Raw genomic sequence first — 25082 nt, 5'->3', positions numbered from 1 at the left:
CTCTTCCCCCGTCTCTCCTCACCACTCCCCCCTGGAGTCGTCCGGTCCGACCGTACATGGCGAAAGCCCCTCCCCCTAGGACGGGGAGGGGCTGCGCAGGGTTGAGCGGCCGGACGGTCCGTGATCAGTAGTTGCCGTGGGCCTGCCAGTACGCCCAGGCGTCACAGGGGCTGCCGTACCGGACGTTCATGTAGTTCAGGCCCCATTTGATCTGGGTGGCCGGGTTGGTCCGCCAGTCGGCACCGACCGACGACATCTTGGAGCCCGGCAGGGCCTGTACGAGACCGTAGGCGCCGGACGCCGGGTTGACGGCCAGGTAGTTCCAGGTGGACTCGTGGTCCACGATGTTGCTGAAGCACTGGAACTGCCCGCCGGGCACGATCTGGCGCGCGATCGCCTGGACCTGCGCGGCCGTGTAGGAGCTCTGCACCGGGAAGTCGCCGGAGGCGGCCTTGGCCTGCTGCTCCTGCTTCGCCTTCGCATCGGCGGCCTTGCGCTTGGCCAGCGCCGCCTCGGCCGCCTGCTTGCGGGCCGCTTCCTCCGCCGACTTCCTGGCTACGGCGTCCGCGGCCACGGCCTGCGTGTCGGCCTGCCGGGTCAGCGCGACCGTCTGCACCTGGGCCTGCCGGCCCGCGGGTATGTCCGCGAGGAGTGTCGTGTCGCCGGCCGGGGCCTGGGCGTCGTCGCCGGACTGCGCGGTGCCCGCCTGGGCGACTCCCATGACGGCACCGACCGTGGTGACCGCCGTGGCCGAGACCACGGCGATCCCCCGCGCGGAGTTCCGGCTCATACCGGGCTCAGTACCAGTTGTTGGCCTGCCAGAACGACCAGGCCTCGCAGGGGCTGCCGTACCGGCTGTCCATGTAGTTGAGGCCCCACTTGATCTGGGTGGCCGGGTTGGTCTGCCAGTCGGCACCGACCGACGACATCTTGGAGCCCGGCAGGGCCTGGAAGAGACCGTAGGCACCGGAGGAGGCGTTGACGGCCCGGTAGTTCCAGCTGGACTCGTGGTCCACGATGTTGCTGAAGCACTGGAACTGGCCGCTCGGCACCATCGAGGCAGCCATCGCCTGGATCTGCGCGACGGTGTACGAGCCCTGCACCGGGAAGCTGGAGGCGCTCCTGCTGGCCTTCTCCTTGGCCTCGGCGCGCTCCTTGGCTTCCTTGGCCGCCTGCTCGGCGGCCTCCTTCTTCTCGATCGCGGACTTGGCGGCGGCCTTGCGGGCCGACTCCTCCGCGACCTTCTTGGCGCTCGCGTCCGCGGCAATGGCCTGTGTGTCGGCCTGCTGCGTGAGGGACGCGGTCTGCACCTGAGCCTGCTCACCCGCGGGGATGTCCGCCAGGAGCGTCGTGCCGGCTGCCGTCGCCTCGGCGTCGTTCGGCTGCGCGACACTGCCGGAGGCAACTCCGACAACGCTTCCCACAGCGGTGACCGCGGTGGCTGAGGCCACTGCGAATCCCCGGACCGAAATCGGGCTCACACGGTTTCCTTCCAGCATCGCCCGCTTCGGTGACCCTGGCGGACGCAATCGTGCCCCTAGACACTGGCCTCCCAACTAACGGGGTCACGGGAGGCACGGGCCCGATGGGCAACTCCCTTGCGGGGAGCGCCGCGTGGTGCGCGGGCGGCATACGGCTTCGACTATGGAGTTGGTGGTGTTGCTGTGGTGCCGTACCGCTGGGGGTACAGGTGTGCCGTATGCGGGGCCTGACAGAACCGAGACTCTGCCGTAACCGGACGCCGGGTGGCAATTCTGAGTTGCGTGTGAAAGCTCACATCCCGTTTGACCCCAGGGATTTCGAGAAACCTCGACACGCGAAGGCGCCGCCCGGCTAGGCTCTTGGCCTTTCCGGACGGCGCCAACTGGCCCTGGGTGACCCAGGATTGCCTTAGATGTGGCCGTCTTCGAGCATTTCGGTCACAAGGGCCGCGATCTGGGACCTCTCGGACCTCGTCAGCGTGACGTGGGCGAAGAGGGGGTGCCCCTTCAGCTTCTCCACCACGGCGACCACACCGTCGTACCGCCCCACCCGCAGATTGTCCCGCTGGGCCACATCATGGGTCAGAACGACCCGTGAATTCGCGCCGATTCGGGACAGAACGGTGAGAAGCACATTCCGTTCCAGGGACTGCGCCTCGTCCACGATCACGAACGCGTCGTGGAGCGAGCGGCCGCGGATGTGGGTGAGCGGCAGGACCTCGAGCATGCCGCGCGCGGTGACCTCCTCGATGACCTCGCGGCTGGTGACCGCGGACAGCGTGTCGAAGACCGCCTGCGCCCAGGGGCTCATCTTCTCGGACTCGGAGCCCGGCAGATAACCGAGCTCCTGCCCACCCACCGCGTACAGCGGACGGAAGACCATGACCTTCTGGTGCTGGCGGCGCTCCAGGACCGCCTCCAGGCCCGCGCACAGCGCGAGCGCCGACTTTCCGGTGCCGGCCCGGCCGCCCATGGACACGATCCCGATGTCCGGGTCGAGGAGGATGTCCAGCGCGATGCGCTGCTCCGCGCTGCGGCCCTTGATGCCGAACGCCTCCCGGTCGCCGCGCACCAGGCGGATGTTGCCGTCGGGCGCGACCCGGCCGAGCGCCTTGCCGCGCTCGGAGTGCAGGGTCAGCCCGGTGTGCACGGGCAGCTCGGAGGCCTCGGGGACGTAGACGTGGCCTTCCTCGAAGAGGATGTCCACCTGCTCGCCGGGCAGGGTCAGTTCGGACATTCCGGTCCAGCCGGAGGAGTCCGTGATGGCGAGCTCGGCGCGGTACTCCTCGGCGAGGAGACCGACCGAGGACGCCTTGATCCTGAGCGGGAGGTCCTTCGACACGACTGTGACGTCGAATCCCTCGGCCTGCAGATTGCGGGCGACCGCGAGGATGCGGGAGTCGTTGTCCCCCAGGCGGTAGCCGCTGGGCAGCACGCTGGGGTCCGAGTGGTTGAGCTCGACACGGACGGTCCCGCCCAGCTCCCCGATCGGGATGGGGGCGTCGAGGCGGCCGAACCTCACCCGGAACTCGTCGAGCAGCCGAAGGGCCTGCCGGGCGAAGTAGCCGAGTTCGGGATGGTGCCTCTTTGCCTCCAGCTCCGTGACCACGACGATGGGGAGCACGACCTCGTGCTCGTCGAAGCGGCTCAGGGCGTTCGGGTCGGCCAGCAGGACGCTGGTGTCGAGAACATAGGTGCGCCGGTCAGGCATACGGCGCTTTGTGCTGGTCACCACGGAAGGACGTACCCCCTCGGATGAGGTCGGGGAGCGACGGAGTGGAGCTGGGCCGGTCGACGACCCGTTTGCACGGGCCGGGGACCGGCCCTCCACTGCTTCTTCCGTGCTGAGACCGCACGGTCGAGCTGGTGCAAAGGGCCTCCCGGGCGGACGGCCCCGTGCCGCCCGCTGAGATCCGACACCCGTGGTTCGGGCATCGACCTGACTGGCTTATGCCCTCGAACATGCGCTGCCATGCCGACGCATATGACGGCGCGCTGGTGAACTCCCTGTTACTTCCGCCCCAAAACGGGGTAGTCGGGCTCCTTCTGTACGGCGCCCGTCAGCCGCCGTAGCGCCGGTGGCGGGCCGCGTAGTCGCGCAGCGCACGCAGGAAGTCGACCTTCCGGAAGGCCGGCCAGAAGACCTCGCAGAAGTAGTACTCCGAATGGGCGGTCTGCCACAGCATGAATCCGGACAGCCGCTGCTCGCCGCTGGTACGGATCACCAGGTCGGGGTCGGGCTGGTCGCCGGTGTAGAGGTGGCGGCCGATCATGTCGATGTCGACGGCCTCGGCCAGCTCCTCCATCGAGGTGCCCTTGTCGTGCGCGTCCAGCAGCATCGACCGTACGGCGTCGGCGATCTCCTGGCGGCCGCCGTAGCCGATGGCGACGTTGACGAGTATTCCGTCGACGTGGGCGGTGGACTCCTCCGCCTCCTTCAGCGCCGTCTGCATCGGGGAGGGCAGCAGGTCGGGGGTGCCGACGTGGTGGACGCGCCAGCGGCCGTCGGCGGCGAGGGTGCGCACGACGTCCTCGATGATGCCGAGGAGGGGGCCGAGCTCCTCCGGCGGGCGGTTGAAGTTGTCCGTCGACAGCAGCCAGAGGGTGACGACCTCGACGTCCGTCTCGGTGCACCAGCCGAGGAACTCCTCGATCTTCTCCGCGCCGGCGCGGTGGCCGTCGACAGGGGTGGAACCGGCGGCCTTCGCCCAGCGCCGGCTGCCGTCCACGATGACACCGATGTGCTTGGGCACCTGGGCGTGGTCCAGGTGGCCCTCCACCCGGCGTGCGTAGAGCCTGACCAGCAGGCCGCGCAGCTTGTCGCGCAGGTTCACGTGAAAGTCAGCCCCTTTGAGATGGCGGTCCCCGCGGCTAGAGCGTACCGGGGGTTCCGGGCGCCAACTGCGCGGGGCCTTCTGCTGCATGGGCGGGAGCGGGTCGTCGGGGACCGCTCGCGCCCCTGCCGCGGAGCGCCTGCCGTACCGGACTCCGCGCCCTGGCGGGTACCCCGGCCGCCGCTGTCATGCGCATCTCGTGCGCGGGAGAAGCGGGGACGCGGGAGAAGCGGGAGATGCGCGGGAGCCGCGGGCCGTGGGCACAAAAAACGGGCCGGTCCGTGGGGGGGAGACGGACCGGCCCGAGGGGGGGTTTCCACCATAACCCTTCGTGAGGGATGGTGCGTGCATCGGCGTGCCACAACTACTCTCCGGAGTCGCGCGGCGACGCCGCGGTGGCCGGTCGAAGCCCTGTTCATGGGGGTTTCATGGCCGAATCGCGGCGGAATCATGGGGGCGTGGGGCGTCGCCCGCGTGGGTGACTCCGGGTCGGAACGTTTCTTTGACGCCGGGAAGTGGGCGCGGCACCGCGCAGCCCCCTCCTCTGCGCGGTGCCACCGCGCAGCTTTGCTGACGCGAATTGCCTCGCCTTGAATTTACGTCAGTCGAGACCAGGATGCGAGCTGCCTGGGATAACGATGTGGAAACCCCGTGAAGACCATGGATATGCGGGGCAGATCGGCCCACCGTGCACTCATTGTCCGCTTTGCAGCTATCTGGGGCCTGCCTGGCCGCCCTCACGGGTGGGAACGTCAGGCAGCCGGCTTGCGCGCCTCGACGAGATGGCGGCTGCTGTGGGCGACGAAGGGGCCTTGGGCCTCGATCCGCTCGTGCAGGGACCGCAGCAGGGGCTCGTACTCCGCCACGGTGAAACCGGGGACCATCCACACCACCTTGCGCAGGAAGTGCACGACGGCGCCGATGTCGAGGAACTCGATCCGCAGCCGCTCGGCGCGCAGGTCGACGATCTCCAGTCCCGCTGCCTCCGCGGCGGCGCGTTCGCGGTCGGGGTGGCGGTCCGAACTCTGTTCCGCGGGCTGCGGGCCGAGGAAGTGCTCGACGAGTTCGAAGACGCTGCGCGGGCCGACGTGCTGAGCGAAGTACGTACCGCCGGGCTGGAGCACGCGGGCAATCTCCGCCCACTGCGGGTTGACCGGGTGCCGGCTGCTGACGAGGTCGAAGGTGCCGTCGGCGAAGGGCAGCGGCGCGTCCTCCGCCGCGGCCACGACCACGATGCCGCGCGGGCGCAGCAGCGCGGTGGCCTTGGCGACGTTCGGCGGCCAGCCCTCGGTGGCCGCGGCGAGCAGGGGCGTCTTGACCCCGAGCCCGAGGGCGAAGTCCACGACCTCGCCACCACCGGTCTGTATGTCGAGCGAGGCGGCGGCGTCGGCCAGCCGCCCGGCCAGTGAGCGCGCGTACCCCCACGAGGTCCGCGCCTCGGTGGCCCGCCCCTCGAACCACGAGAAGTCCCAGCCCTCGGTGGGCACGGCGGCGCCCTCGGCGACCAGGTCCTCGAAGGTGCGGGCGTGTCGGGAGGTCATGGGGTCGATCATGGCAGGAGGGCGGGGGTGGGCGCCGCTCAATTTCGGCGCCGCGAGCTTTCGGCACGGCTCGCTTTCGACACCGCCCGCTTTCGGCACCGCTCGCTTTCGGCGGCGGTGCACTTTCATGGCAGCAGCGGCCGGACGTCCTGCGCGACGAACCGTACGAAGCTCTCCGGTTCGGGCTCGTCGGCCGTCGGCTGGAGGACGACCGTGTCGGCGCCGGCGTCGGCGAGCCGTCGGACGGCCTCGGCCACGGCATCCGCGTCTCCCGCGACCCCGAGGTCGGGCACGTCGGCGAGGCCCTCGTCGGTGAGTTCGGCCCGCAACCGGGCGGTCCCGTCGGGTCCGGTGGCGGTGAGGAGGTAGACGACGACCCGGTGCGGGTCCGTGCGGCCCGCCTGCCGCCGTCCCTCGTCGATGAGCCGCCGGGCCCGGCGGACACCCTCGGGCGGGGTGCGGGCAGTGAGCACCGTGCCGTCGGCGGCCTCACCGGCCAGGCGGAGGGTACGCGGGCCGGTGGCCCCGGTGAGCACCTCGACGGGGCCGTCGGGCGGCCAGTCGAGGGCGACGTCGTCCAGGGTGACGTACCGCCCGCGGGTGGTGACGCGCTCTCCTGCCAACAGGGCCCGCAGCGCGAGGAGATGCTCGCGCAGCAGGGTGAGGGGCGACTCCGCCCGCGCTCCCACCTGCCCCATCCAGTCCTGCACTCCGTGGCCGATGCCGAGGACCGCCCGTCCCGGGAACATCCGGTGCAGGGTGGCCGCCTCCATCGCGGTGATGGCGACGTTCCGCAGCGGGACGGGGAGCAGGCCGACACCGATCCGCGCTCGCTCGGTCCACGCGAGGGCGGCGGCGGTGGTGGAGATCCCGCCCTCCCGGAAGCAGTCCTCCCACAGCCAGAGCTCCTCGAGCCCCGTCTCGTCGGCGAGCCGGGCGAGGGCCCGCAGCCGCTCGGGAGGGAGTTGGGGACGGAACACAGCGCCGAGTCCGGTCATGCCGACCTTCCTACCCACGGCGCGGGGACCGGGACAACTCCTTTACGGCGTCGGCTCGTACCGCAGCAGTACGACGCCGTTGCCGAAGGTGTGCGACTCGACGAGCCGGAGCGAGGTCAGCGTGTCGGTGCGCGGGAAGAGGGGTTTGCCCCGGCCGACGAGGACGGGGTGGACGTAGATCCGCAGCTCGTCGACGAGGCCGTACCGCAGAAAGGACTCCCCCAAGCCGGCCCCGCCCAGGAGGAGGTCACCGCCCGGCTGCTCCTTCAGTGCACGCACCTCCTCCGGTACGACCTCACGGACGAGGGTCGAGTTCCAGTCGACGTGCGTGAGGGTCCGGGAGTAGACGACCTTGGGGAGGTCCCGCCAGATCGGGGCGAACTCCCGGACGGAGGCGGGGGCGTCGGGGTCGGCGTCGGCGGTGGGCCAGTAGTCGGCCATGAGCTCGTAGACGACCCGGCCGTGGAGCAGGCCGCCCGCGGCCCCGATGGTGGCGTTCATGTGGGTGTGCAGCTCGTCGTCGACCCTGTGCCAGCTGATGTCGCGGTCGGGGCCCTCGATGTATCCGTCGAGGGACATCCCCATCATCAGGACGATTTTCCGCATCCGACACCTGGCCTGGGCAGTAGGGAGAGGATCGAATCCCACGGTAACGGGAGCGGCGGGGACGGCGTGGGAACGCCATGACGGAAAGGTGGCTCCGGGATGGGGCGTTGGCAGGACGGCCGGGGACAGCTGATCGTGCACGGCGAGCGGGGGGAACTCGCCGTACCGCTGGAGGTCGCCGCCTCCTACCGGGCCCGGACGAAGGGGCTGCTCGGCCGGGACTCCGTCGAGGGGGCCCTGCTCCTCTCCCCCGCGGGCAGTGTCCACACCTTCCGCATGCGGTTCCCCATCGACGTCGCCTACCTCGACCGCGGGCTCCGCGTCATCGCCGTACGCACGATGAGCCCGGGACGACTGGGGCTGCCGCGGGTGCGGTCCCGGCATGTGCTGGAGGCGGGGGCGGGGGTGATGGAGGGGTGGGGGGTTCGGGTGGGGGTGCGGGTGGAGATCGTGGTGGAGTGACGGGGCGTGGAGGCGGCCGCCTCGGGCGACTCAGCCGACTTATCCGAATGCGCTGACCGCGAGATCGGCCGACGGGAATCGCAGGTTGAGAGTGCTGCCGGTGTTGACCGCCACGTAGCAGCCGTACAGGACCTTGGCGAGCTCCCCGCCGTTCATCGCGCGTACCTGCCGACCGTCGTCCGGGACGTAGGAGGCACTGGTGTACACGTCCAGGTGGCGCTCACCGTCGTCGCCGTCACGGAAGCGGAGCTTGCCGTCCGCCTCGACGGAGACCAGCACGGTGCCCGCACGCAGGGCGTCCAGGAATGCCTCGGCCGTGCCTCGGCGAGCCCGGAATGCCTGCAACGCGCGTTCCACGTCATTCTCCGGAGCACGCCACCGCAGCGCGGTGAGGGTGGGCTCGTAGTCGGGGTTGAAGTGGAACTCGCCGATCTCGCCGTTCTCGTCGATGGGCCAGCCGCCCAGCTTCCCTTGGTCCGGTACCTCACCGTGCGGGTTGGTGTAGGCCGGGTCGATGGCGAAGATCACCCTGCCGGGCTGACGCCGGGCGGAACGCCGCATCTCCTCGGTCACCTGGGGTGCGAGCATCTTCGGGCCGCGGAAGGGGATGACGGGGAACGCATGGATCTTCAGATCGCGGGGTTCGCGGTGCCACTTGCCGTCGCCGACGATCTCTTCCCTCAGGACCGCCAGGCTGGGCGCCTCCTGCCACGGACCGGGCAGCGCCCGCCCCGGGAAGGGGTAACCGCCTTGCTGCACCATCTCGGCCAATGCCTCGGTCGGGGCGAGGCCCCGTTGTTTCGCGGATCGCCGCAGGTCTCTCCAGAGGCCGGTGCAATTACTGGCTTCGGGTCCCTGCTCCTCGCGCACGAGGTAGCAGACGGCCCCCTCCGCATCCGACGCGAACAGCGCCCCCAGAATTCCTTCCATATTGGCCACGACCACGTACTGCACAGGACCGTCCGCAGACAACTCGTAGTCGTCCGGGCCGCCGGTCAGCCGTGGTTGCAGGTCGCCCGCCAGCCGAGAGAAGGGCCTCTCCTCGGAGTGCTCGTCCTGCCCGCGCTGTTCACTCATCGATGGATCTTTCCGTAGATCTGCCACTGCCCGTTCGCGTCCTTGAACGCTTCGGTGACCGTGTATTCGTTGCCGCGGCCGAGCAGCAGTTCACGCTCGTCGGCACCGTAGCGGCCCACCTTCTCCACATACAGGCCCGGGGTCCCCTCGGCCACGCGCAGGTGCAGGACAGCCTCCTTGTTCGTGAACACGGCGTCTCCCAATGAGGTGGACATGTAGGCGTCATCCGTGAACTTCTTGCCGATCATGTCTGCCGGGTGCGCGGAACGCATCTTCTCCAGATAGTGCTCCAGGCCGGTGCCGCGGCGGACGACGACGTCCTCGGGAAGAGCGTTCCCGGCGAGCGCCTTGTCGAGCTGCTCGACGTGTCGGCGCACCTGCGGGCTGTCGTAGTAGCCGCCCTCCCCCTCCCTCAGGAACCCGTTGATCCGGTGGTGTTCGGGCCCCGTGTAGTCGTGCACCGCTGCCTTCTGCTCGTCAGGCAGGCTCTCCGCATAGTCGTTCCAGTGCTTGGCGCCGTACTGTGCGGCGTCCGCGTTGCTGTCGAAGGTGACGGCTCCGTCGGAGATGTCAGCCATCGCTGCCCGGTGCTGGGCGATGTCCTCGGGCGCCCCCGGTGATGGGTCGGCGCTCTTCGTCCCCGCTTCCGGGGCCGGTGGGCCCTCCCCGGAGGAGGCGGAGGCGTCCCATTTGCCGCGCGAGGCGTCCTTGGTGGCGTCGGCCGCGGCATCCGCGGCCCCCTCACCGTGCTGGACGGTCCAGCCGTCCGGCAGCCCGCCCTGCTTGGCCGCCGCTTTGCCGACCGACTCGCCGGTGCCCTCGGCTGCCGTCCCGACCGCCCCACGGGCGCCACGCTCCGCCGCGGTCTCCAGGGCGTCCTCCGCGACCGCGGTCATGGTGCGGCGGGCCGCGCCCACCCCGGTCGCCGCGCCGCCGGTCACCGCATCGCTCGCTAGGTCGAAGACGAGGGTGCCGAGTGCCTCGGCCGGGTCGCTTGACCAGCCCGAGCCGACCAGTGACTTGGCGGTGCGCACCGGGTGGTTGACGGCGGTGAGCAGCCCCATGCCGGTGACGGAGACGTTCTGGAGGTACTGGGCGGGGTGGGTCAGGTTGTAGGGATCCATCGGGTTGACCGTCCGCACCATGCGGATCAGCCCTGTGCCGCCCTGGACGAAGCCGCCGGCGAAGTGTTCGAGCTCCAGGTTGACGGCCCTCGTGCCGTCCATGAGGCCGGCCTTGAGCTTGGCCAGGCTGCCGGGCTCGGCCGGGGCTGACGCGAAGGCGTCGGTCACCTTGGCCGCGGCGTTCTCGGCGGCGGAGTCCCGTGTGCGGCGGGCACGCCTGAGGTCCTCCCGGGCCGCGTCGCGGCCTGCTTCACCGGGGTCCACGAACTCCCCCGGGTCGATGGGTACTTGGGCACCTGAGCGCGATGTGTCACCGAGCGACAGAACGCCTTGGTACTGCTGGTACTCCCACGCCTGCCGGTCGTACGTCTGTCGGGCTGCGGAGCTCTTCGCCTCGGCGGTACGCCACTTGTCGATCGCCTCGGCCGCCTGTCCGCGCGCCCAGGAGACGGTGTGCGCGTACTCCGCCAGGGCGGCCGCAGCGGCCGTACAGGCGTCGGCCGCGGTCAGCCACCGCTTGGGGTGGGCGGTGAAGGACTCCCGGAACGAGTCGGCCGCCGTGCCGGTCCAGCGGTCCGGGTCGAGCTTCTTCAGCGCCTGTCCGGTGCTTTCGAAGGCGGAGGCGAAGGCCTTCAGATGCCGGACCGTGTCCTCCAGGTCCCCGGTCGATCCGTGGATCAGCTCACCCGGCTGGTCCGTCTCCCCCAGCTCCCGTTCGGGCACCTCGGCGCCGACCGCCCCGGTGACGTACTCGGCGCCGTCACGGACCCTTTCCCCGACGGACTTCAGCCCGACCACGTCCAGGCTGTCGCCCACCACGTCCGCGGTCGCGTTGACTCCGTCGGCGAGTCCTTGCCTGATGCCGTTGCCCAGGTCCCCCAACTCCCCCAGGACGCCCATCAGGCACCGTCCTCGTGCGTGACGGGCTCCACCGACTCCCGCACGAACTCCGCACCGACCCGCAGCTGCGTGCCGTACTGGCCGCTGGTGGTCAGGTCCTCCTCGGTCTCCTGCCAGCTCTGGCCCATCTGCTGCACGGCACGGGAGGCCGACTCCTGAGAAAGATCCGGCGTCCAGGCATCCTCGGCCCCGGACTCGACCTGGCTCCACGACATCCGGGCGGCGTCCTGGCTGGAGACGGTCGGGGCACCGTAGTTGGCCACGACGACGTCCTTGAGCACCCCGACCCCGTACTCCTCCGCCTCGTGGTAGTAACCGGCCGACAGATCGAGCTTCTCGGCGATCTCGTTGCCCTCGTCGACCAGAGCCTTCACACCCCATTCCCAGCGTTCCGCGAAGGTTCCGAATGCCTTGGCGAGCCCGGCGTGGCCCATCTGCAGCGGGCTCAGCGCCAGGCTGTCGAACCCGAACCCGACGGCGCCGCCGCCTACTTGGCCGACAGCCTGCAATTGCTCGATCGTCTGGTTGATGCCCTGAGCGGCCTGCTTGAGGACCTCGGGGTCCGCCCCGTAGCCCTTACTCATGTGCGGTCCAGGTCAAGAAGATCGACCGCCACCCGGTCCGGCACGACCCCGGACACCGGAGGCATGAGGAGCTGCCGGATGCCACCCACGTCCACCGCGACCCCGGTGGGGGTCCGGGTCTCCGTGACGGCGGCGGGTACGGCGACGTCGAGCAGCCGGGAGCCGAGCACGGTCCAGTAGCGGATACGGCCGCTCGCCCACCCGGGGTCGGTACCGGCCTCGGCGCGGGTGCGTGCGAATCGTTCCAACTCGGCGGTGGAGGTGAAGGCGTAGAGCCAGCGGACGCCGTCGGCTTCGCCGGAGCACATCGCTTCACCTTCGGCGTCCTCGGCGCCATCGGCTTCCTCGGCGAACGGCACATACAGTGCCGCCGCCCGGAAGGCCGCCAACAGCCGCTCGCTGTCGCCGTGACCGTCGTACAGGTCGTGGATCTCGGCGGTCAGCGTTGCTCGTTCGAGGGCGCCTACGCCAACTCTCGTGTTGCTGACTGCATTCGCCTTCATGCGTGGTCACCTCGTGACTGCTCATCTGGTCCGCGAAGCACATCACGATGATCGTGTACCGGTCCAACCGGGCATGGCATGCGTTGACGCAGTCACACGGCGAACCTCACGCACCCACCTTTACCAGCCGGTACGGGCGTGCGCGCGCCGCTTTGAATCGCACTTGTGAAATCGGAGCAGGTCAGACTTGGTGCGTCTGTCACCGGTCGGGACGCGTGCACGACGCGAACGACCGTGAGTGACACCACTGAGCAAACGGGGAGCTTGGCATGACTGAAGAAGTAAGCGTCGATCTCGAAGAACTCGAGAAGACCGTCACCGCGCTGAACCAGGTGCTGAGTGATCTCGGCAAGGCGAACACGGACACGGCGACCCACACGTACCTCCCGGATGACGCCCTCGGAACCGGATTCGACGAGGCGCACAAGCTCGCCAACGCCCACAACGAGATGAAGACGTACGTCGAGGACGTCGTGAGGTATCTCAACTCGGTCATGGACGAGTTCGGCCGCAAGACGAAGTACACGCACGGGGCGTACCAGGACTCGGACTACGCGGCGCAGGCGAGTTTCCCGAACGCCGGACAGTAGCGGTCCATGAACGGGATGCGCGTCGATGTACGTAGTAACCAGGGGGCAAGGGCATATGGCTGAGGGCGACAAGTACATCGACTACGACTACGTCGAGATGAACCGGTGCTTCAACGAGAAGCACACAACACCTTTCTCCGGCGGCAAGAACATGGACGAGATGCAGGCCGTGCAGGGTCGTGAGGACACCGGCGATGCCGTCCGCTTCCTTCTGGGCGTCCGCGAACTCCTGATGCACGTCTCGCACGTCGTTGGCGGCTTTGCCCGCCGTCAGGGCGGGCTGGTGCCAGCCGGCCTGCTTGAAGGGCGCCGCGACCTCGTCCCCGTACGCGGTGTGCAAGCCCTTGAACTTGGTGGCCGTCTCCCGCCAACGGTCGGCGGCCGCTTTGAGGTTGCTCAGATTGAGGTGATACAGCTGCTCGTACGTGGGCATGGCTGCGGTGGGTTCCCCGTGGTGTGGCAGTCGCGGTGGGCGGTGGGCCGGTGAGGGCAGATTCAGCCGAAGGGCGACGGCTCACCCGAGAGGGAACGCATCGTCTGTGTGTTGACCGTCTCGGTGCTCTGGTAGAGCAGGCCCGAACCGCCGCACTGGCGGGAGAGGCCGTCACACTTGGACGCGAGTGCGGCGACCTGACTCGACCAGGTCTCCGCGAGACCGCTGAGTGCTCCTCCGAAACCCCCGTCCCAGTTCCCGCTGCCGAAGTCCTTGGACGCCGAACGAGTCTCGTCCACCGGGTGGGCGCCGGTCGTCCGCGTCCGGCCCGCCATGTCCTGCGCCCCGGTGCCCGCACGGTTCAGGGCCGCCGGATCCTCGATGTCCGTCCCGGTCGACACGCCGTACCCCCATGTTGCTGTCCGCACCTTGGCGGCCGGAACTTTCGCTCTGTCACGCAAATTGTCAGTTGAGAGAGAGCAAAAAGTTTCGCCGGCCACTGCCTCCCACTGGGCTGCACCTCTGTCCCCTAAAACCTTGATCAGCTCTCCCCCCGCGGGAACGACACCTCCACCCGGCGGTTCTTCTTGCGGCCCGCCTCTGTCGTGTTGGAGGCGATGGGGTAGTCCTCGGAGTAGCCGCGGACCTCGTAGGTGATGCCCGAGTCCTTGAGTTCCTGGTCGAGGACGTCCTGTACGGCGTTGGCCCGGTTGCGGGAAAGGGTGAGGCCGTGGGCGTAGCTGCCGAGGTTGTCGGTGAAGCCGAAGACGCGGATCTGGGTGGCGTTCTGGTTCTTGATCTCCGCCGCGATCGCGGAGATACGGGCCTTCGCCTCGCCGTTCAGTTTCGCGCTGTCCTTGCTGAACAGAACCTCTGCCTGGAGGGCGAACTTCACGTCCGCGTTGGTGTCCTCACGCCGTTCGTCCCCGCTCTGGTCCTCCACGACCTGCTTGATGTCCAGGACCTTCGGTTCGGCGAGGGTGGCGCCCTCGGGGAGCTTCAGATCGGGGTCGTTGGGGTCCACCTCGACGGGTGCGGTGGCGGAGGGTTCGGTGCCCGGCGGCACGCTGGGCCCGCCGTCGTCGGCCTGGGCGGGCGTGAGGGTCAGCGCCGCCATGAGCGAGGCGACCGTGATGGCCAGGGCCAGGCGGGGTGGGGTTCGGGTGGCGGTCATGGTGGGCGTCATCCGGAGATCTGGATGGTGGCGGAGGCGAAGGTGGGGAGTTGGAAGGTGACGTCGGTCGTGCTCGTCGGGGGGGCCGGGAACTGGACGAAGACGGCCAGGGATTCGCCGGGTTGCAGCGAGGAGAAGCCGGTCGTCGTCAGTGGTCGGCCGTCCGTGTCGCGCAGCACGTAGTAACGCTTCTTCGATGTGGCGTCCACCAGCGTCGCGCCCCCGAGCGACATGCCGTGCCGAAGGATCTCCGTCTCGTCTCCGCGCACAGCGGGGGGCACGGTGATGCGCTTGGAGCCGTCGTTCTTCAGGTTGCCGTTCACCGTGACGAAGCCGCCGGTGTCTCGCGTGGCCGATGTGATCTGGAGCAGCAGCCCGCTCGAGCCCTTCAGCTCCGCCATCGGCTCGTCGGACTCGCCCTCCTGAGTACTCGGGTCGGACCCGCCCGTGCGGGAGGCCGACGCCGACGTCTCCGGCTTCTTGTCGTCGTCCCCTCCACTGCTGCAACCGGCCACACCGACGGCCAGTCCGGCCACGATCGTCAACGCGACCATCCCCCTGCGGGCCTTCGCCGTGAACCGAATGCTCATCACTCCGCTTCCTTCGTCACTCGTCGTTCGCTTTTGCCAGGTGGACGTCGAAGAGGTCCTCAGGTCCGGGCAGATCCGTGAGGTCGTCCGGGTCCAGGTTCCACTCGACACCGCCCTTGCAGGTGAGCTTCGGCAGCACGTCCGCGTTCGCGTCCTCACCAGGCGGTTCGGGCCGGCAGACCGAGTCGATGACCGCCGTGGCTGTCTCGGTCGACTGCTTGCCCTCGACGCCGGGGACAATGGAATCACCGACGGTCTTGTTCGTCCTGACTTCGACCGTGTAGCCAGGAGGCAGCCCCGCCAGCGCTTGACAGCCCAACCTGGTGGCGTCGTTCTGCGCGGCCAGTTCGTCTGCCCGTGCGCAACCGTCGAAGTTCACTCCCCCGCCGTCGAAGATGTCCTGCCACTTGGTGGGATCGAGGATGTTCTCCACCCACTTGTCGGTGAGTTTGTCCCGCGTGTCCAGCGCCGCTGCCAGCGCTGCCGCGTCGGCCGCCGTCTGGGCGCCGTTCCGGTTCGCCGCGGCCTGTCCGACTGCCAGGAAGGCGAACGCGAGAAAGAGCAGGCCCGCCACCACCGTGATGTAGATGGGGAAAGCCTGCCCTGCGTCGTCGTATCTCCGAAGCCTGGTCAGCCGCTGATGACTTCGTTGACCTTGTCCACGATCGCGGTGTAGATCGTGTTGCCGATATCCGTCCCCGTGATCGCCAGCACGATCGCCACCACCACCGCGATGATGCCCAGGTACTCGACCGCGGTCTGACCCTTGTCGTCGTTGAACCGGTTGCTCATCGTGTGACCCTTCGGTGTCGCCGCCATCGACAACCGGAACGTAGACCTGCGGATCCCGATCGGCGCAGGGCCCCTGGGCCCAAATCCGGGCCCAACCTCGCTTCGGCACGGCTCACCCCACCCCTCGGCCCGAACTCGGCGCCGTGCCCAGCCACTTCGCGGCGGCCTCGGAGCGGCTCGTACTGTGGAGCTTGGCGAAGATGCGGTTGATGTGGTTCTTGACCGTCTTCTCGCTGATGAAGCAGGCGGCGGCGATCTGCTGGTTGGTCATGCCGGATGCGATGAGGTCCATGATCTCCGCCTCCCTCGCGCTGAGTTGGAAACGCGACCTGTCCGATGATGACGACTGTGCCATAGATGGTTGCAGTTGCGAAAGCCCTTTGAGGGGAATTGGCTGTGCAGGCAGCGGGAGATGAGGGTCAGCGTGTGCATTCGCATCGCGTAGCTGGAGCAGCAGGGCGCCCGCCGCCGTCGGTGTGAGGTGGGTGCGGCCCTGTGCGGTGTCCCGTACGGCCACGACGAGTTGGTCCGCCGTGAACTCACCGTGGACGAGGTAGCCGTCGGCTCCCCTGCGCAGCGCCTCCTGGACGGTCTCCGGCTCGCCGCTGTACGTGAGCATCAGCACCGGGGCGATCGGCACGAGGTACGGCAGCGCCGAGATCCCGTCCACGCCCGGCATCCGGACGTCCAGCAGGATCACGTCCGGACGGTGCCGGCTCGCGGCCTCGTACGCCTCCCGGCCATCCGCCGCCTCCGCCACGACCGTGATGTCGGCGCGGCCCGAGAGCAGGGCGGTGAGGCCCGCTCGGACCACCGGGTTGTCGTCGGCGAGGACGATCCGGACGGGGGTGGCCGGGGCCGTCGGGAACAGCGCGATCGGTGGGGTGGAGGAGTGCTGGGGGTCGTCCGGCATGTCACGGCCTCCTCTCGTGGGGTGAGGGTTCATCGGATCACCGGGTCGTCGGGGCGTGGGGGCGTCGTGGCGTCGGGTGGTCGGGGCGGATTCGGGGATGGCAGGGGCAGTTGCAGGAGTACTTCCGTGCCCTTCGCGCCCGCGCCCTCGCCGATGTGGATATGGGCGCCCACCGACTCGGCCCGTTCCACCATGCCGACCAGGCCGAAGTGGCCGGAGCGGCGGAGTTCGTCGAGGGTGGTGTCCGGGGGGAGTCCGCGGCCATCGTCCTGGACGCTGATGCTGAGCAGTTCCTCGTCGGTGTCGATGTCCGCCGTGACGTCGATACGGGTGGCCTCGGCGTGACGGTGGGCGTTCTCCATCGCCTCCTCGGTGATGGTGAGGAGTTGGCGGGCCACGGGGTGCGGGACGGCGAGAGCGCGGTGTGGGCGGCTGGGCGCCCGGTAGCTCGTGGGGAGCGTGGTGCGGGCGCGGAAGTTCCGTGTGCGGGTGGCCAGTTCCTCCAGTACGTCCGTCGTGGGGGCCGGGTCCCGGCGCAGGTCGGTGAGGAGTTCACGGGACTCCGTCGCCGCTCTGCGGGCTGCCCGGGCCACGAGTTCGGCCTGCTGTTTGAGCAGGGCCGGGTCCGGGTCGGAGGCAGCTGCGGAAGTCGCCAGGCCCTCGGCCGCCAGGGCCACGCCGTGGAGGGTCTTCGCCACCGAGTCGTGCATCTCCCTCGCCAGACGGGCGCGTTCCTCGCTGATCGCCTCCGTCACCGCCAGCCGGGCCTTCATCGCGGTGAGTGCCTGGGTCGCGGTGCCGAAGCGGAGCAGGAGGCCTCGCAGGGTGGAGCCGACCGCGCCCGTGATCACGCAGAAGCCGGGGAGCAACAGGATGTCCGCGGGGGTGGTGCTCGGGTGCGGGAGGGCTGTCTGGGCCAGGAGGAGGATCAGGGACTGCAGGGACGCGAAGACCGCTGCGCCTCGCCAGCTGTAGGCGATGCCGGCGAGGAGGGGGGTGCAGACGCTGACGTAGGCGAGCGTGGTGTCGGGGCCCGCGGAGATCAGGAGGAGGCTGGCGAAGAGGGTGTCCGCGGCGAGCAGGGAGGGGTGGCGCAGGAGGAGGGGGCCGAAGCGTTCCCAGTCCCTGAAGAGGGCGTACGAGACCATGAAGGTGACGACCACCGCGGCGCCGACCAGGCGGGTGCCGAGGCCCGGGTTGGCGTTGAGGAGGGCGGCGGGGGCGGCCAGGGCGATCATCGCCAGACGGAAGCCGAAGACCTGGCGGCACATGGCCTGGAGGGCGTTGACCTGGATGTCCAGTGCCGGTGCGTGGGGGGGCGCGTGGACTGCGTTCCCCTCGGCAACACCCTTACCGACACCCGTACCGACACCCGCACCCGCACCCACACCCACACCCACATCCTGAGTGCCGTCGGCGGCCGCGCGTTGGATCCGGTGCGCCGAGCTTCGCGCCCGCGCGTCAGGCTGTCGCCCCTCCGTCTCCCCGTGGCGCAGCCCGAACCGCCGCCCTGGGAGCCTCCGCCCCGTCCGCGTCCTGCGCACACCCGTCATGGACACCCCCCGTCCCCCTACTTCCCCGTGACCGAGCCGAAGTCGGTGCCCGAGCCGAGGAGCAACCCCGCGGCCAGCAGGAGCATCGTGGCCGGGACCATGAAGGTGGTGATCATCATGGTGGCCTTGGGGACCGCGCGGGCCGCCTTGCGGCGGGCGTTCTGGGCGTCCGTGCGGCGCATGTCCTTGGCCAGGGAGACCAGGGTGTCCACGATGGGGGCGCCCAGTTCCTCGCCCTGCTGGAGTGCCGTCACGAACATCGCCACCTGTTCGGAGTCGTTGCGGCGGCGCAGTTCCGCGAAGGCCTGGCGGCGGCTCATACCGAGGTCCATCTGGCGGAGCGTGATGCGCAGTTCGTCGGCCCAGGGGCCCTCGTACTTGGAGGCCACCCGGTCCAGTGCCTGGCGGAAGCCCAGGCCCGCGCTCACCACCACCGCCAGCACGTCCAGGAAGTCGGGGAGCGTGCGCTCGATGACGTCCTTCCTGACCCGGATCGCCGACCAGATGCCGACCTCCGTCCAGAACGCCCCGAAGGCCAGGAGCAACAACGCCACCAACACCTGCCCCCGCAGCAGGAACACCAGGAAGCCCACCGCGCCGAGGAAGCCGTAGACCGCCCTGCGGGCCGCGTAGCGGTTGATGGTCAGGCCGCCCGGGTTGCCCGCCAGGTCGATCTTGCGGCGGTACTTGGCGACCTGCTTGGGGCCCATCAGACGCAGGACTGCGGGGGCGTAGCGCATGCCCATGCGGTCGATCAAGGAGTCGACCGCGCCGGTGCGGGTGGAGCCGACCTCCAGGGCCAGCACCAGGTCGTTCGGCAGTTTCGCCTCCGCCCGGTACATGCGGATGCCGGCGAAGACGCCCCACACGCTCACGGCCATCAACAGGGCCAGCCCGAAAGCGATCACAGCCGCCCCTCCTCAGACATCGATCCGTGACAGGCGGCGGATCAGGATGAATCCCACCGCGTAGAGCGCGAATGCGATGATCACCGCCCCCTGGCCCAGCGGTGAGCCCGTCATCCGCGCCAGTGCGCCGTCCTTCACGCCGTTCATCAGGAACAGCGAGCCGATGCCCAGGACCGGGACCGCGTACGACGTCATGCTCACCTGGGAGAGCTGGGTGCGGACCTCGCGCCGGGTCTCCTTGCGCTCCTCCAGCGTCTCGGTCAGGTTGCGCAACGCGCTGACCACCTGTCCGCCCGCCCGGTTCGACAGCACCAGGGTCGTCACCAGGACCACCAGTTCCCGGGACGGCAGCCGCTTCGCCATCTCGTCGAGCGCGTCCTCCATCGCCACACCCACCGCCAACTGGTTGGCCACGTTGGCCAGTTCCTCCCCGGCCGGCGCCTCCAGCTCCTCCGCCGCCATGCCGATCGCGGTGCGCAGGGCGAGGCCGGCGTGGGTGGCGTTGGCCAGGATGCGGGCCAGTTCGGGGAGTTGGTTGATGAACTTCTCGATGCGTTTCTGACGCTGCCAGTTGAGGAACTGCAGCGCCGCCCAGACGCCCGCGAGGCCGGCCAGCGGGCCGAAGAAGGGTGCCAGGGTCGCCTGGCCGATCAGCCACAGGCCTCCGACGAGCCCGATCATCGCGGCGAAGAACTCGCCCGGCGTCACGTCGAGTCCCGTGGCCGCCAGCCGCAGTTCCAGCTCCCGGCCGAGCCGGGTGCGGCGCAGCCTGCGGTCCAGGTCCCGGAAGTGCCGCCGGCGGCCGGTGTACGGCACCTGGCCCGCGGCCGACAGCCGGTCGACCAGTGCCGCCCGCTGCGCCCGTCCCCTGGCGTAGAAGTGGACGCCCACGACGGCGAGCGCGCAGGTCAGCAGCGTGACGCCGATGGTGAGCGTGACAAGGGTCTGCAGGTCCATGGGGGTGGGTCCTACCTGGCTTCTCGGATGGCCAACTGGCTTGTGGACTGGGCCACGCCGAAGGCCTGGGGGGTGGGCTGGCTCGCCATGTAGAGGCGGTCGACGGTACGGCGGGGAAGCGGGAAGTACTCGAACCTGCCGTAGATCCGGCCGTCCGCCGCCATGGGCTGGGCGTCGAAGCGGGCCACGGTCGCCAGGCGGTACGGCTCGCTGCCGTGGCTGTCGAGGAGGGCGATCTCGGTGATCCGGCGGGCGCCGTCGGCGAACCGGGTGAGCTGGATGATCACGTCGACCGCGCTGTTGATCTGGTCGTGCAGCGCCTCGAAGGGGATCTCCACCTCCGACATGGAGGCCAGGGTCTTGAGCCGCATCAGCGCGTCCTCGGCGCTGTTGGCGTGGACGGTGGCGAGGGAGCCGTCATGGCCCGTCGACATCGCCTGGAGCATGTCGAGGGACTCGCCGCCGCGGACCTCGCCGACCACGATCCGGTCGGGGCGCATGCGCAGCGAGTTGCGGACCAGGTCGCGGATGGTGACCCGGCCCTGGCCCTCCACGTTCGGCGGGCGCGACTCCAGCCGGACCACGTGCCGTTGCTGGAGCTGGAGTTCGGCCGAGTCCTCGATGGTGATGATCCGGTCGCCCTCCGGGATGAGCCCGGACAGGGCGTTGAGCAGGGTCGTCTTCCCGGTGCCCGTCGCGCCCGACACGATGATGTTGAAGCGTGCCTGCACCAGGCCCGCCAGCAGGTACAGCATGTTCTCGTCGAGCGAGTCGAAGCCGACCAGTTCCTGAAGCGTGTAGGAGCGCGGGAAGCGGCGGATCGTGAGGATCGCGCCGGTCAGGGAGAGCGGCGGGATGATGACGTTCACCCGCTCGCCGGACGGCAGGCGCGCGTCGACCATCGGGTTGGTCTCGTCGACCCGCCGGTTGACCGTGGAGACTATTCGCTCGATGGTCTGCATCAGCTGATCGTGGGAGGGGAAGCGCAGCGGCAACTGCTCGACCCGGCCGCCGCGTTCGACGAAGATCGAGTCCGGGCCGTTGACCATGATCTCGGTGATGGAGGCGTCTTCGAGCAGCGGTTCCAGGATGCCGAGGCCGAGTGCCTCGTCGACCACCCGCCGGATCAGCTGGGAGCGTTCGACGGTCGACAGGACCGGTCCCTCGCGGCTGATGATGTGCCCGAGCACCCGCTCGAGCCGGGCCCGGCGCTCGGCGGCCGCCAGCGAGCTCATCTCCGCGAGGTCGATCTCCTCGAGGAGCTTGGCCCGGTAGGAGGCGACCAGGTGGCCGTCCTCGCCCCGGCTGCCGTTCTCCTCGGGGGTGTTGATGCGGGACCGCAGACTCATGGAGTACCTCGTTCAGTGGTCGAGCGGCATGGTGGCGGTCTTGACCGCGGGGTCGAAGCTCCAGCCGGGGACGATCGACGGGATCTGGACGGTGGCGGTGACGGTGACCGAGTCGCCGCCCCCGCCCTCGGCGCAGGCGACGGACAGCCAGTCGCTGATGGCGTTCACACAGCCGTCCTGCGCGCTCAGGTCGAGCGAGGCGGACCGTGCCCCGGCCCTGGCCGCCGTACCGGCCTGCTGGGCGGTGTAGGCGATGAGCCCGATCTGGACGCCCGCCATGGCGACGAGGATCAGGATCGGGATGAAGCCCAGGTACTCCAGGGCCACTTGGCCGCGGTCGCGCCCGCGGTCATGGTCGCGGTCTCTCCGGGAGTACGACATCTCAGTCCCTGTCCTCCTCCACCGCGCCCGCGTGGCCCTCCACGTCGAAGGGGAAGCCGATCGATCCCGGGAACAGGACGGGGACCTGGAGAGTGACGGTGGCCTTGACGTAGCCGCCCTCGGTCGCGCAGCTCACCGTGCCGCTCCAGGCTCCCGGCAGTTTGTCCGTGCCCGCCTCCTGGCAGGCGGCCTGCCGCTCCCCGGCCGGAACCGCCGTCCCCGCCCGGGCCGCCTCGTCCGCAGCATTCCCCGCGAGCGTGTAGGTGTATCCCAGCAGCACGAACTGCCACAGCAGCACCAGCGTGATCAGGATCAGCGGGGTCATCCCGAGGAACTCGATGGTGACCTGTCCCTCGTCCCGTCGGAACCGCCGGAGCGCCCGGGTGCTCATCTCCCCAGCTCCTTGCGCCGCCGGAAGGCCAGCGCCCCCCGCTCCCGGCCGCCGTTGCGATGGGAGTTCGCCTCCGTGCCCTTGACCAGGCCCAGTTCACCGGCGAGTGTCCACAGGGCCTGCTTGACCGTGCCCTTGGCGTCGAGTTCGTGGACCCGGCCCGCGTCCACCGCGCCCTGGAGCTCCTTGAAGTTGGCCGGGACCACGGTCGCCGCGACACCGGTGCCGGTGATCTTCTGGATGAGCGCGGGCTGGATCTCCGTACCGCGGCTGTGGCGGTTGACGACGACGGTGGTCTCCTCGGCCTTGCGGACCTGGAGGCGGTCCCACATGCGTACGGCGCGTTTGGCGCCCCGTACGGCGACCACGTCCGGCGTGGTGACCAGCAGGGCCGTGTCGGCCATCTCCACGACGGCCGCGCCGGCCCCGCTGAGCTGGGCCCCGCAGTCGACGACCACGACCTCGTAGCGGGAGCGCAGGGCGGAGACGATTTGGCGGGCGGCGCGCTCGGTGACCTCCTCGCCGCGTTCGCCCTCGCCGGGCGCGAGCAGCAGCGCGAGGCCGGTGTCGTGGGGGAAGACGGCGTCGGCGAGGACCCGCGGGGAGATGTCGGTGATGGTGGCGAGGTCGGCGACCGAGCGGCGGAACTGGACGTCCAGATAGGAGGCGACGTCGCCGGTCTGGAGGTCCATGTCGAGCAGGGCGGTGGGGCGGCCGGAGGCCTGGGCGGCGAGGGCGAGCTGGATGGCGGTCGTGGTGGCGCCGACACCGCCCTTCGCGCCGCTGACCGTGACGACGGTTCCGCCGACTCCGGTGAACACGTCGGTGGCGGCGCCCAGGTGCCGTCGTACGCCCACCGACCACTGGGCGACGGCGTGCACTCGGGTGGCGAGTTCCTCGTAGCCGAGCGGGAGGGAGATGAGGCCGCGGGCGCCGTAGTCCATGGCGGCCTGGAAGAGGCCGGGGCCGACGTCGGAGGTGACGAGGATGACGCCGACGGCCGGGAAGCGCAGGGCGACCTCGCGGATGAGTTCCAGGGCCGGGACGGGCCCGATGCGCTCATGGACGACCACGACCTCGGGCAGCTCGTCGATCGACTCGGACGCCAGGCGCGCGAGGTTGTCGATGAGCTGGGTGGAGTCGGTGACCGGGGCGACGGGTTCGGCGTCCGGGAGCTGGCTGAGCAGCGTGGTGAGGGAGCGGACCGCGTCCGCGTCGCCGACTGCCGGGAGGATCCTCGTGGGCATGGCGGCCTCTCACTTGTCCTTCGCGAGTTCGTACGTGCGCTCCTGCTCGGGCACGGTCCCGGTCTCGCCCGGCGCGACCAGGGCGAGCCGGACCCGCTTGGCGAACGACTCGGCGTACGTGATGCGCTGGGCGTCGAGGGCGGAGAGGGCGAAGGTGATGGGGACGGCGTCGGTGGCCGCCCGGGTGCGGTCGTCGGCGTCGGGTTCGAGGGCCTTGATCTGCCCGACGTCGAGGACCCGGGCGTTCGTCACGATGATCTTCGACTGGTCGGAATCGCCTTCCTTCTGTCCCTCGAAGGTGGCGTACACGTTGACCGCGGAGCCTGCCGTGATCTTGCCGGCGACGCCGGTCGCCGCGTCGATCATGATGGCGACCTCCTGCTGCCCGGGCTGCAGGGCGGGCTGGTCGACGATCATGTCGCTCTGGAGCAGCGAGCCCTTCTTGAGGGTCGTCACGGCGATCTTGTCGCGGACGGCGGCGAGGTCGGTGATCGCGTTGGCCGACAGCCAGCGCTTCGGCATCTCGGTCTTCTCGAACTGCGCCGCGGTGAGCCGGGTGTAGGGCTCGATGTCCTTCTTGACCTCGTACGCCGTGACCTCGGGGCCGACCTTGGACTTCACGTCGTCGATGACGGAGAGCACGCCGGCGAAGGCCGCGAGGGCGCCCAGGACCGACAGGAGCAGGAGTATCACGCCGCGGCGCTGACGGGAGTTCATGAACCGTGGACCTCGTTGGGGGGCTCGGTCGAGCGGAATCGGGGACGGGGGCGATCCGGCGTACGGCTCACCCGGCGGGCAGTTGGTGCGGGTGCTGCTGGTGCTGGTACTGCTGAGAAACGGTCGTCATCGGTGCGGTGGCCGAACAGAAGACGCAGCGGTCTCCGATGACGTCGATACCGCACCAGTGACAGATGTTCTGCCGTACCGAGGTGACCAGTTGGTAAAGGACGGACAGGTCGGGCAGGAAGCTGCAGAACTCGATCAGCTTGCCGGTGCCCCACCACCGGTCGGACTCGGCGGGCAGCGGCGCCTCCCGCAGCCCTTGGATCCGCCAGGTCTTGGCGAGGGTCCCGGAGACCCAGTCGGACTGGAGCTGGCCGCGGGCGACCAGCATCGAGGTGGCGAACTCGGGGCCGGCGAGGGTGGCGTCCGGGGCGATCCTGACGAGCTGCGGCTGGGGGTGGGCGAGCACGGCGAACTGGCTGCCCGGAACCCATGACTTGGCGTGCGACTTGAGCCCGACGGGGACCCGGTCGAGCTTGGCCACCGAGCCGAGGAGCGCGCCCGCGTGGATGTAGTGGGTGAGCAGGCGGCCCGCCGAGGCGAGGACACCGGGGCTGAGGTCGCAGGAGGCGAGCTGCCTCAACTGGCGGGCGAGGACGGCGAGTCCCAGGGGTGGCAGTTCGGGCTGGAACAGGGCGATCCGGTCGCTCTCCAGCAGGGACCGCACGGTACGCAGCCGTTGGTCCACGGCCGTGGGCACGGCACGGGAGTACACGACGATCACATGGCCGTGCTGGTCGATCAGCGCCTGGAGGGCGGCGAGCGAGTGGTCGAGCGGCTGCCGGTCGAGGCCGTCGAGCACGACGGCGGGCAGGGTCCGCTCATCCTGTGCCGGCAGCGCCATGTCGGCACCGGTCACTGCGATGGCAGTTGGCACGCGCAGCTCCCCGTATCCCATGCCCGTGGGTCCG

General features: G+C 69.7%; 29 protein-coding genes. 3 read left to right on the top strand and 26 right to left on the bottom strand.

Annotation, left to right across the window (positions count from 1 at the left end; genetic code table 11):
- Nucleotides 1–124: 124 nt before the first annotated feature.
- From ABZT93_RS03135 to ABZT93_RS03105, 7 genes are all read right to left on the bottom strand, one after another.
- Nucleotides 125–790: a transglycosylase SLT domain-containing protein gene (locus ABZT93_RS03135; RefSeq protein ID WP_356097984.1), complete on the bottom strand. Its 666-nt coding sequence runs from the start codon at nucleotides 788–790 to the stop codon at nucleotides 125–127.
- A 7-nt stretch (nucleotides 791–797) separates the two neighbouring features.
- Nucleotides 798–1499 (bottom strand): transglycosylase SLT domain-containing protein, encoded by a 702-nt coding sequence (locus ABZT93_RS03130; RefSeq protein WP_356097981.1) that lies wholly within the window; start codon nucleotides 1497–1499, stop codon nucleotides 798–800.
- Nucleotides 1500–1890: 391 nt separating this feature from the next.
- Complete coding sequence (locus ABZT93_RS03125; RefSeq protein ID WP_356097978.1) at nucleotides 1891–3216, bottom strand: PhoH family protein; 1326 nt, start codon at nucleotides 3214–3216, stop codon at nucleotides 1891–1893.
- Nucleotides 3217–3541: 325 nt separating this feature from the next.
- Entirely contained in the window at nucleotides 3542–4315 is a 774-nt protein-coding gene (locus ABZT93_RS03120; RefSeq protein ID WP_306976893.1) for an isoprenyl transferase, read from the bottom strand.
- A 752-nt stretch (nucleotides 4316–5067) separates the two neighbouring features.
- On the bottom strand, nucleotides 5068–5856 hold the full coding sequence (locus ABZT93_RS03115; protein WP_356097975.1) for a class I SAM-dependent methyltransferase: 789 nt from the start codon (nucleotides 5854–5856) through the stop codon (nucleotides 5068–5070).
- Between the two features lie 125 nt (nucleotides 5857–5981).
- Entirely contained in the window at nucleotides 5982–6854 is an 873-nt protein-coding gene (locus ABZT93_RS03110; protein ID WP_356097972.1) for an LLM class flavin-dependent oxidoreductase, read from the bottom strand.
- A gap of 42 nt (nucleotides 6855–6896) precedes the next feature.
- Nucleotides 6897–7460: a dihydrofolate reductase family protein gene (locus ABZT93_RS03105; protein ID WP_356097969.1), complete on the bottom strand. Its 564-nt coding sequence runs from the start codon at nucleotides 7458–7460 to the stop codon at nucleotides 6897–6899.
- A 99-nt stretch (nucleotides 7461–7559) separates the two neighbouring features.
- Between ABZT93_RS03105 and ABZT93_RS03100 the strand changes: the two genes are divergently transcribed.
- Nucleotides 7560–7922 carry a DUF192 domain-containing protein gene (locus ABZT93_RS03100; protein ID WP_356097966.1) on the top strand — a complete coding sequence of 121 codons (363 nt, stop codon included), beginning with the start codon at nucleotides 7560–7562 and terminating at the stop codon, nucleotides 7920–7922.
- Between the two features lie 39 nt (nucleotides 7923–7961).
- On the opposite strand, the gene ABZT93_RS03095 is transcribed toward ABZT93_RS03100, so the two are convergent.
- The 4 genes from ABZT93_RS03095 to ABZT93_RS03080 are packed head-to-tail and all read right to left on the bottom strand — an operon-like array spanning nucleotide 7962 to nucleotide 12110.
- The gene (locus ABZT93_RS03095; protein WP_356097963.1) at nucleotides 7962–8999 is read right to left on the bottom strand and encodes a type VII secretion system-associated protein; all 1038 of its coding nucleotides are present in this window, start codon (nucleotides 8997–8999) and stop codon (nucleotides 7962–7964) included.
- Entirely contained in the window at nucleotides 8996–11023 is a 2028-nt protein-coding gene (locus ABZT93_RS03090; RefSeq protein WP_356097960.1) for a putative T7SS-secreted protein, read from the bottom strand. The genes ABZT93_RS03095 and ABZT93_RS03090 overlap by 4 nt, the downstream gene beginning before the upstream one ends.
- A complete protein-coding gene (locus ABZT93_RS03085; protein ID WP_356097957.1) occupies nucleotides 11023–11607 on the bottom strand; it encodes a hypothetical protein in 585 nt (194 codons plus the stop codon). Before ABZT93_RS03085 ends, ABZT93_RS03090 begins: the two co-directional genes overlap by 1 nt.
- Nucleotides 11604–12110 carry an SseB family protein gene (locus ABZT93_RS03080; protein WP_356097954.1) on the bottom strand — a complete coding sequence of 169 codons (507 nt, stop codon included), beginning with the start codon at nucleotides 12108–12110 and terminating at the stop codon, nucleotides 11604–11606. Before ABZT93_RS03080 ends, ABZT93_RS03085 begins: the two co-directional genes overlap by 4 nt.
- Nucleotides 12111–12379: 269 nt before the next feature.
- Here ABZT93_RS03080 and ABZT93_RS03075 point away from each other — a divergent pair, with 269 nt between their 5' ends.
- Entirely contained in the window at nucleotides 12380–12700 is a 321-nt protein-coding gene (locus ABZT93_RS03075) for a hypothetical protein (RefSeq protein ID WP_356097951.1), read from the top strand.
- Nucleotides 12701–12755: 55 nt separating this feature from the next.
- On the top strand, nucleotides 12756–13187 hold the full coding sequence (locus ABZT93_RS03070) for a hypothetical protein (RefSeq protein WP_356097948.1): 432 nt from the start codon (nucleotides 12756–12758) through the stop codon (nucleotides 13185–13187).
- An 8-nt stretch (nucleotides 13188–13195) separates the two neighbouring features.
- Here ABZT93_RS03070 and ABZT93_RS03065 read toward each other — a convergent pair whose 3' ends face one another.
- From ABZT93_RS03065 to ABZT93_RS02995, 15 genes are all read right to left on the bottom strand, one after another.
- Complete coding sequence (locus ABZT93_RS03065) at nucleotides 13196–13534, bottom strand: hypothetical protein (RefSeq protein ID WP_356097945.1); 339 nt, start codon at nucleotides 13532–13534, stop codon at nucleotides 13196–13198.
- 140 nt (nucleotides 13535–13674) lie between these two features.
- Nucleotides 13675–14307 (bottom strand): OmpA family protein, encoded by a 633-nt coding sequence (locus ABZT93_RS03060; protein ID WP_356097943.1) that lies wholly within the window; start codon nucleotides 14305–14307, stop codon nucleotides 13675–13677.
- Nucleotides 14308–14315: 8 nt separating this feature from the next.
- Nucleotides 14316–14897 carry a hypothetical protein gene (locus ABZT93_RS03055; protein WP_356097940.1) on the bottom strand — a complete coding sequence of 194 codons (582 nt, stop codon included), beginning with the start codon at nucleotides 14895–14897 and terminating at the stop codon, nucleotides 14316–14318.
- A gap of 16 nt (nucleotides 14898–14913) precedes the next feature.
- A complete protein-coding gene (locus ABZT93_RS03050; RefSeq protein WP_356098465.1) occupies nucleotides 14914–15531 on the bottom strand; it encodes a pilus assembly protein TadG-related protein in 618 nt (205 codons plus the stop codon).
- On the bottom strand, nucleotides 15528–15689 hold the full coding sequence (locus ABZT93_RS03045; protein WP_167368204.1) for a hypothetical protein: 162 nt from the start codon (nucleotides 15687–15689) through the stop codon (nucleotides 15528–15530). Before ABZT93_RS03045 ends, ABZT93_RS03050 begins: the two co-directional genes overlap by 4 nt.
- A gap of 112 nt (nucleotides 15690–15801) precedes the next feature.
- Nucleotides 15802–16602, bottom strand: coding sequence for a response regulator transcription factor (locus tag ABZT93_RS03040; RefSeq protein WP_356097938.1), 801 nt, complete (start codon nucleotides 16600–16602; stop codon nucleotides 15802–15804).
- A gap of 29 nt (nucleotides 16603–16631) precedes the next feature.
- A complete protein-coding gene (locus ABZT93_RS03035) occupies nucleotides 16632–17873 on the bottom strand; it encodes a histidine kinase (RefSeq protein ID WP_356098463.1) in 1242 nt (413 codons plus the stop codon).
- Nucleotides 17874–18172: 299 nt separating this feature from the next.
- Nucleotides 18173–19060: a DUF5936 domain-containing protein gene (locus ABZT93_RS03030; RefSeq protein ID WP_356098461.1), complete on the bottom strand. Its 888-nt coding sequence runs from the start codon at nucleotides 19058–19060 to the stop codon at nucleotides 18173–18175.
- 15 nt (nucleotides 19061–19075) lie between these two features.
- Nucleotides 19076–20020: a type II secretion system F family protein gene (locus ABZT93_RS03025; protein WP_356097935.1), complete on the bottom strand. Its 945-nt coding sequence runs from the start codon at nucleotides 20018–20020 to the stop codon at nucleotides 19076–19078.
- An 11-nt stretch (nucleotides 20021–20031) separates the two neighbouring features.
- Complete coding sequence (locus ABZT93_RS03020) at nucleotides 20032–21369, bottom strand: CpaF family protein (RefSeq protein WP_356097932.1); 1338 nt, start codon at nucleotides 21367–21369, stop codon at nucleotides 20032–20034.
- Between the two features lie 12 nt (nucleotides 21370–21381).
- On the bottom strand, nucleotides 21382–21750 hold the full coding sequence (locus ABZT93_RS03015) for a TadE/TadG family type IV pilus assembly protein (protein WP_356097929.1): 369 nt from the start codon (nucleotides 21748–21750) through the stop codon (nucleotides 21382–21384).
- Between the two features lies 1 nt (nucleotide 21751).
- Complete coding sequence (locus ABZT93_RS03010; protein WP_356097926.1) at nucleotides 21752–22141, bottom strand: TadE family protein; 390 nt, start codon at nucleotides 22139–22141, stop codon at nucleotides 21752–21754.
- Entirely contained in the window at nucleotides 22138–23388 is a 1251-nt protein-coding gene (locus tag ABZT93_RS03005) for an AAA family ATPase (RefSeq protein ID WP_356097923.1), read from the bottom strand. The genes ABZT93_RS03010 and ABZT93_RS03005 overlap by 4 nt, the downstream gene beginning before the upstream one ends.
- Before the next feature lie 9 nt (nucleotides 23389–23397).
- Nucleotides 23398–24105 carry a Flp pilus assembly protein CpaB gene (gene cpaB, locus ABZT93_RS03000; protein WP_356097920.1) on the bottom strand — a complete coding sequence of 236 codons (708 nt, stop codon included), beginning with the start codon at nucleotides 24103–24105 and terminating at the stop codon, nucleotides 23398–23400.
- Between the two features lie 67 nt (nucleotides 24106–24172).
- Nucleotides 24173–25069 carry a hypothetical protein gene (locus ABZT93_RS02995; RefSeq protein ID WP_356097918.1) on the bottom strand — a complete coding sequence of 299 codons (897 nt, stop codon included), beginning with the start codon at nucleotides 25067–25069 and terminating at the stop codon, nucleotides 24173–24175.
- Between the last annotated feature and the right edge of the window lie 13 nt (nucleotides 25070–25082).

It is taken from the genome of Streptomyces sp. NPDC005303, assembly GCF_040607335.1.
In the GTDB taxonomy this organism is placed as follows: domain Bacteria; phylum Actinomycetota; class Actinomycetes; order Streptomycetales; family Streptomycetaceae; genus Streptomyces.
Note: the sequence above shows the minus strand (reverse complement) of the source record. Positions and strands in the feature narration are given on the sequence as shown.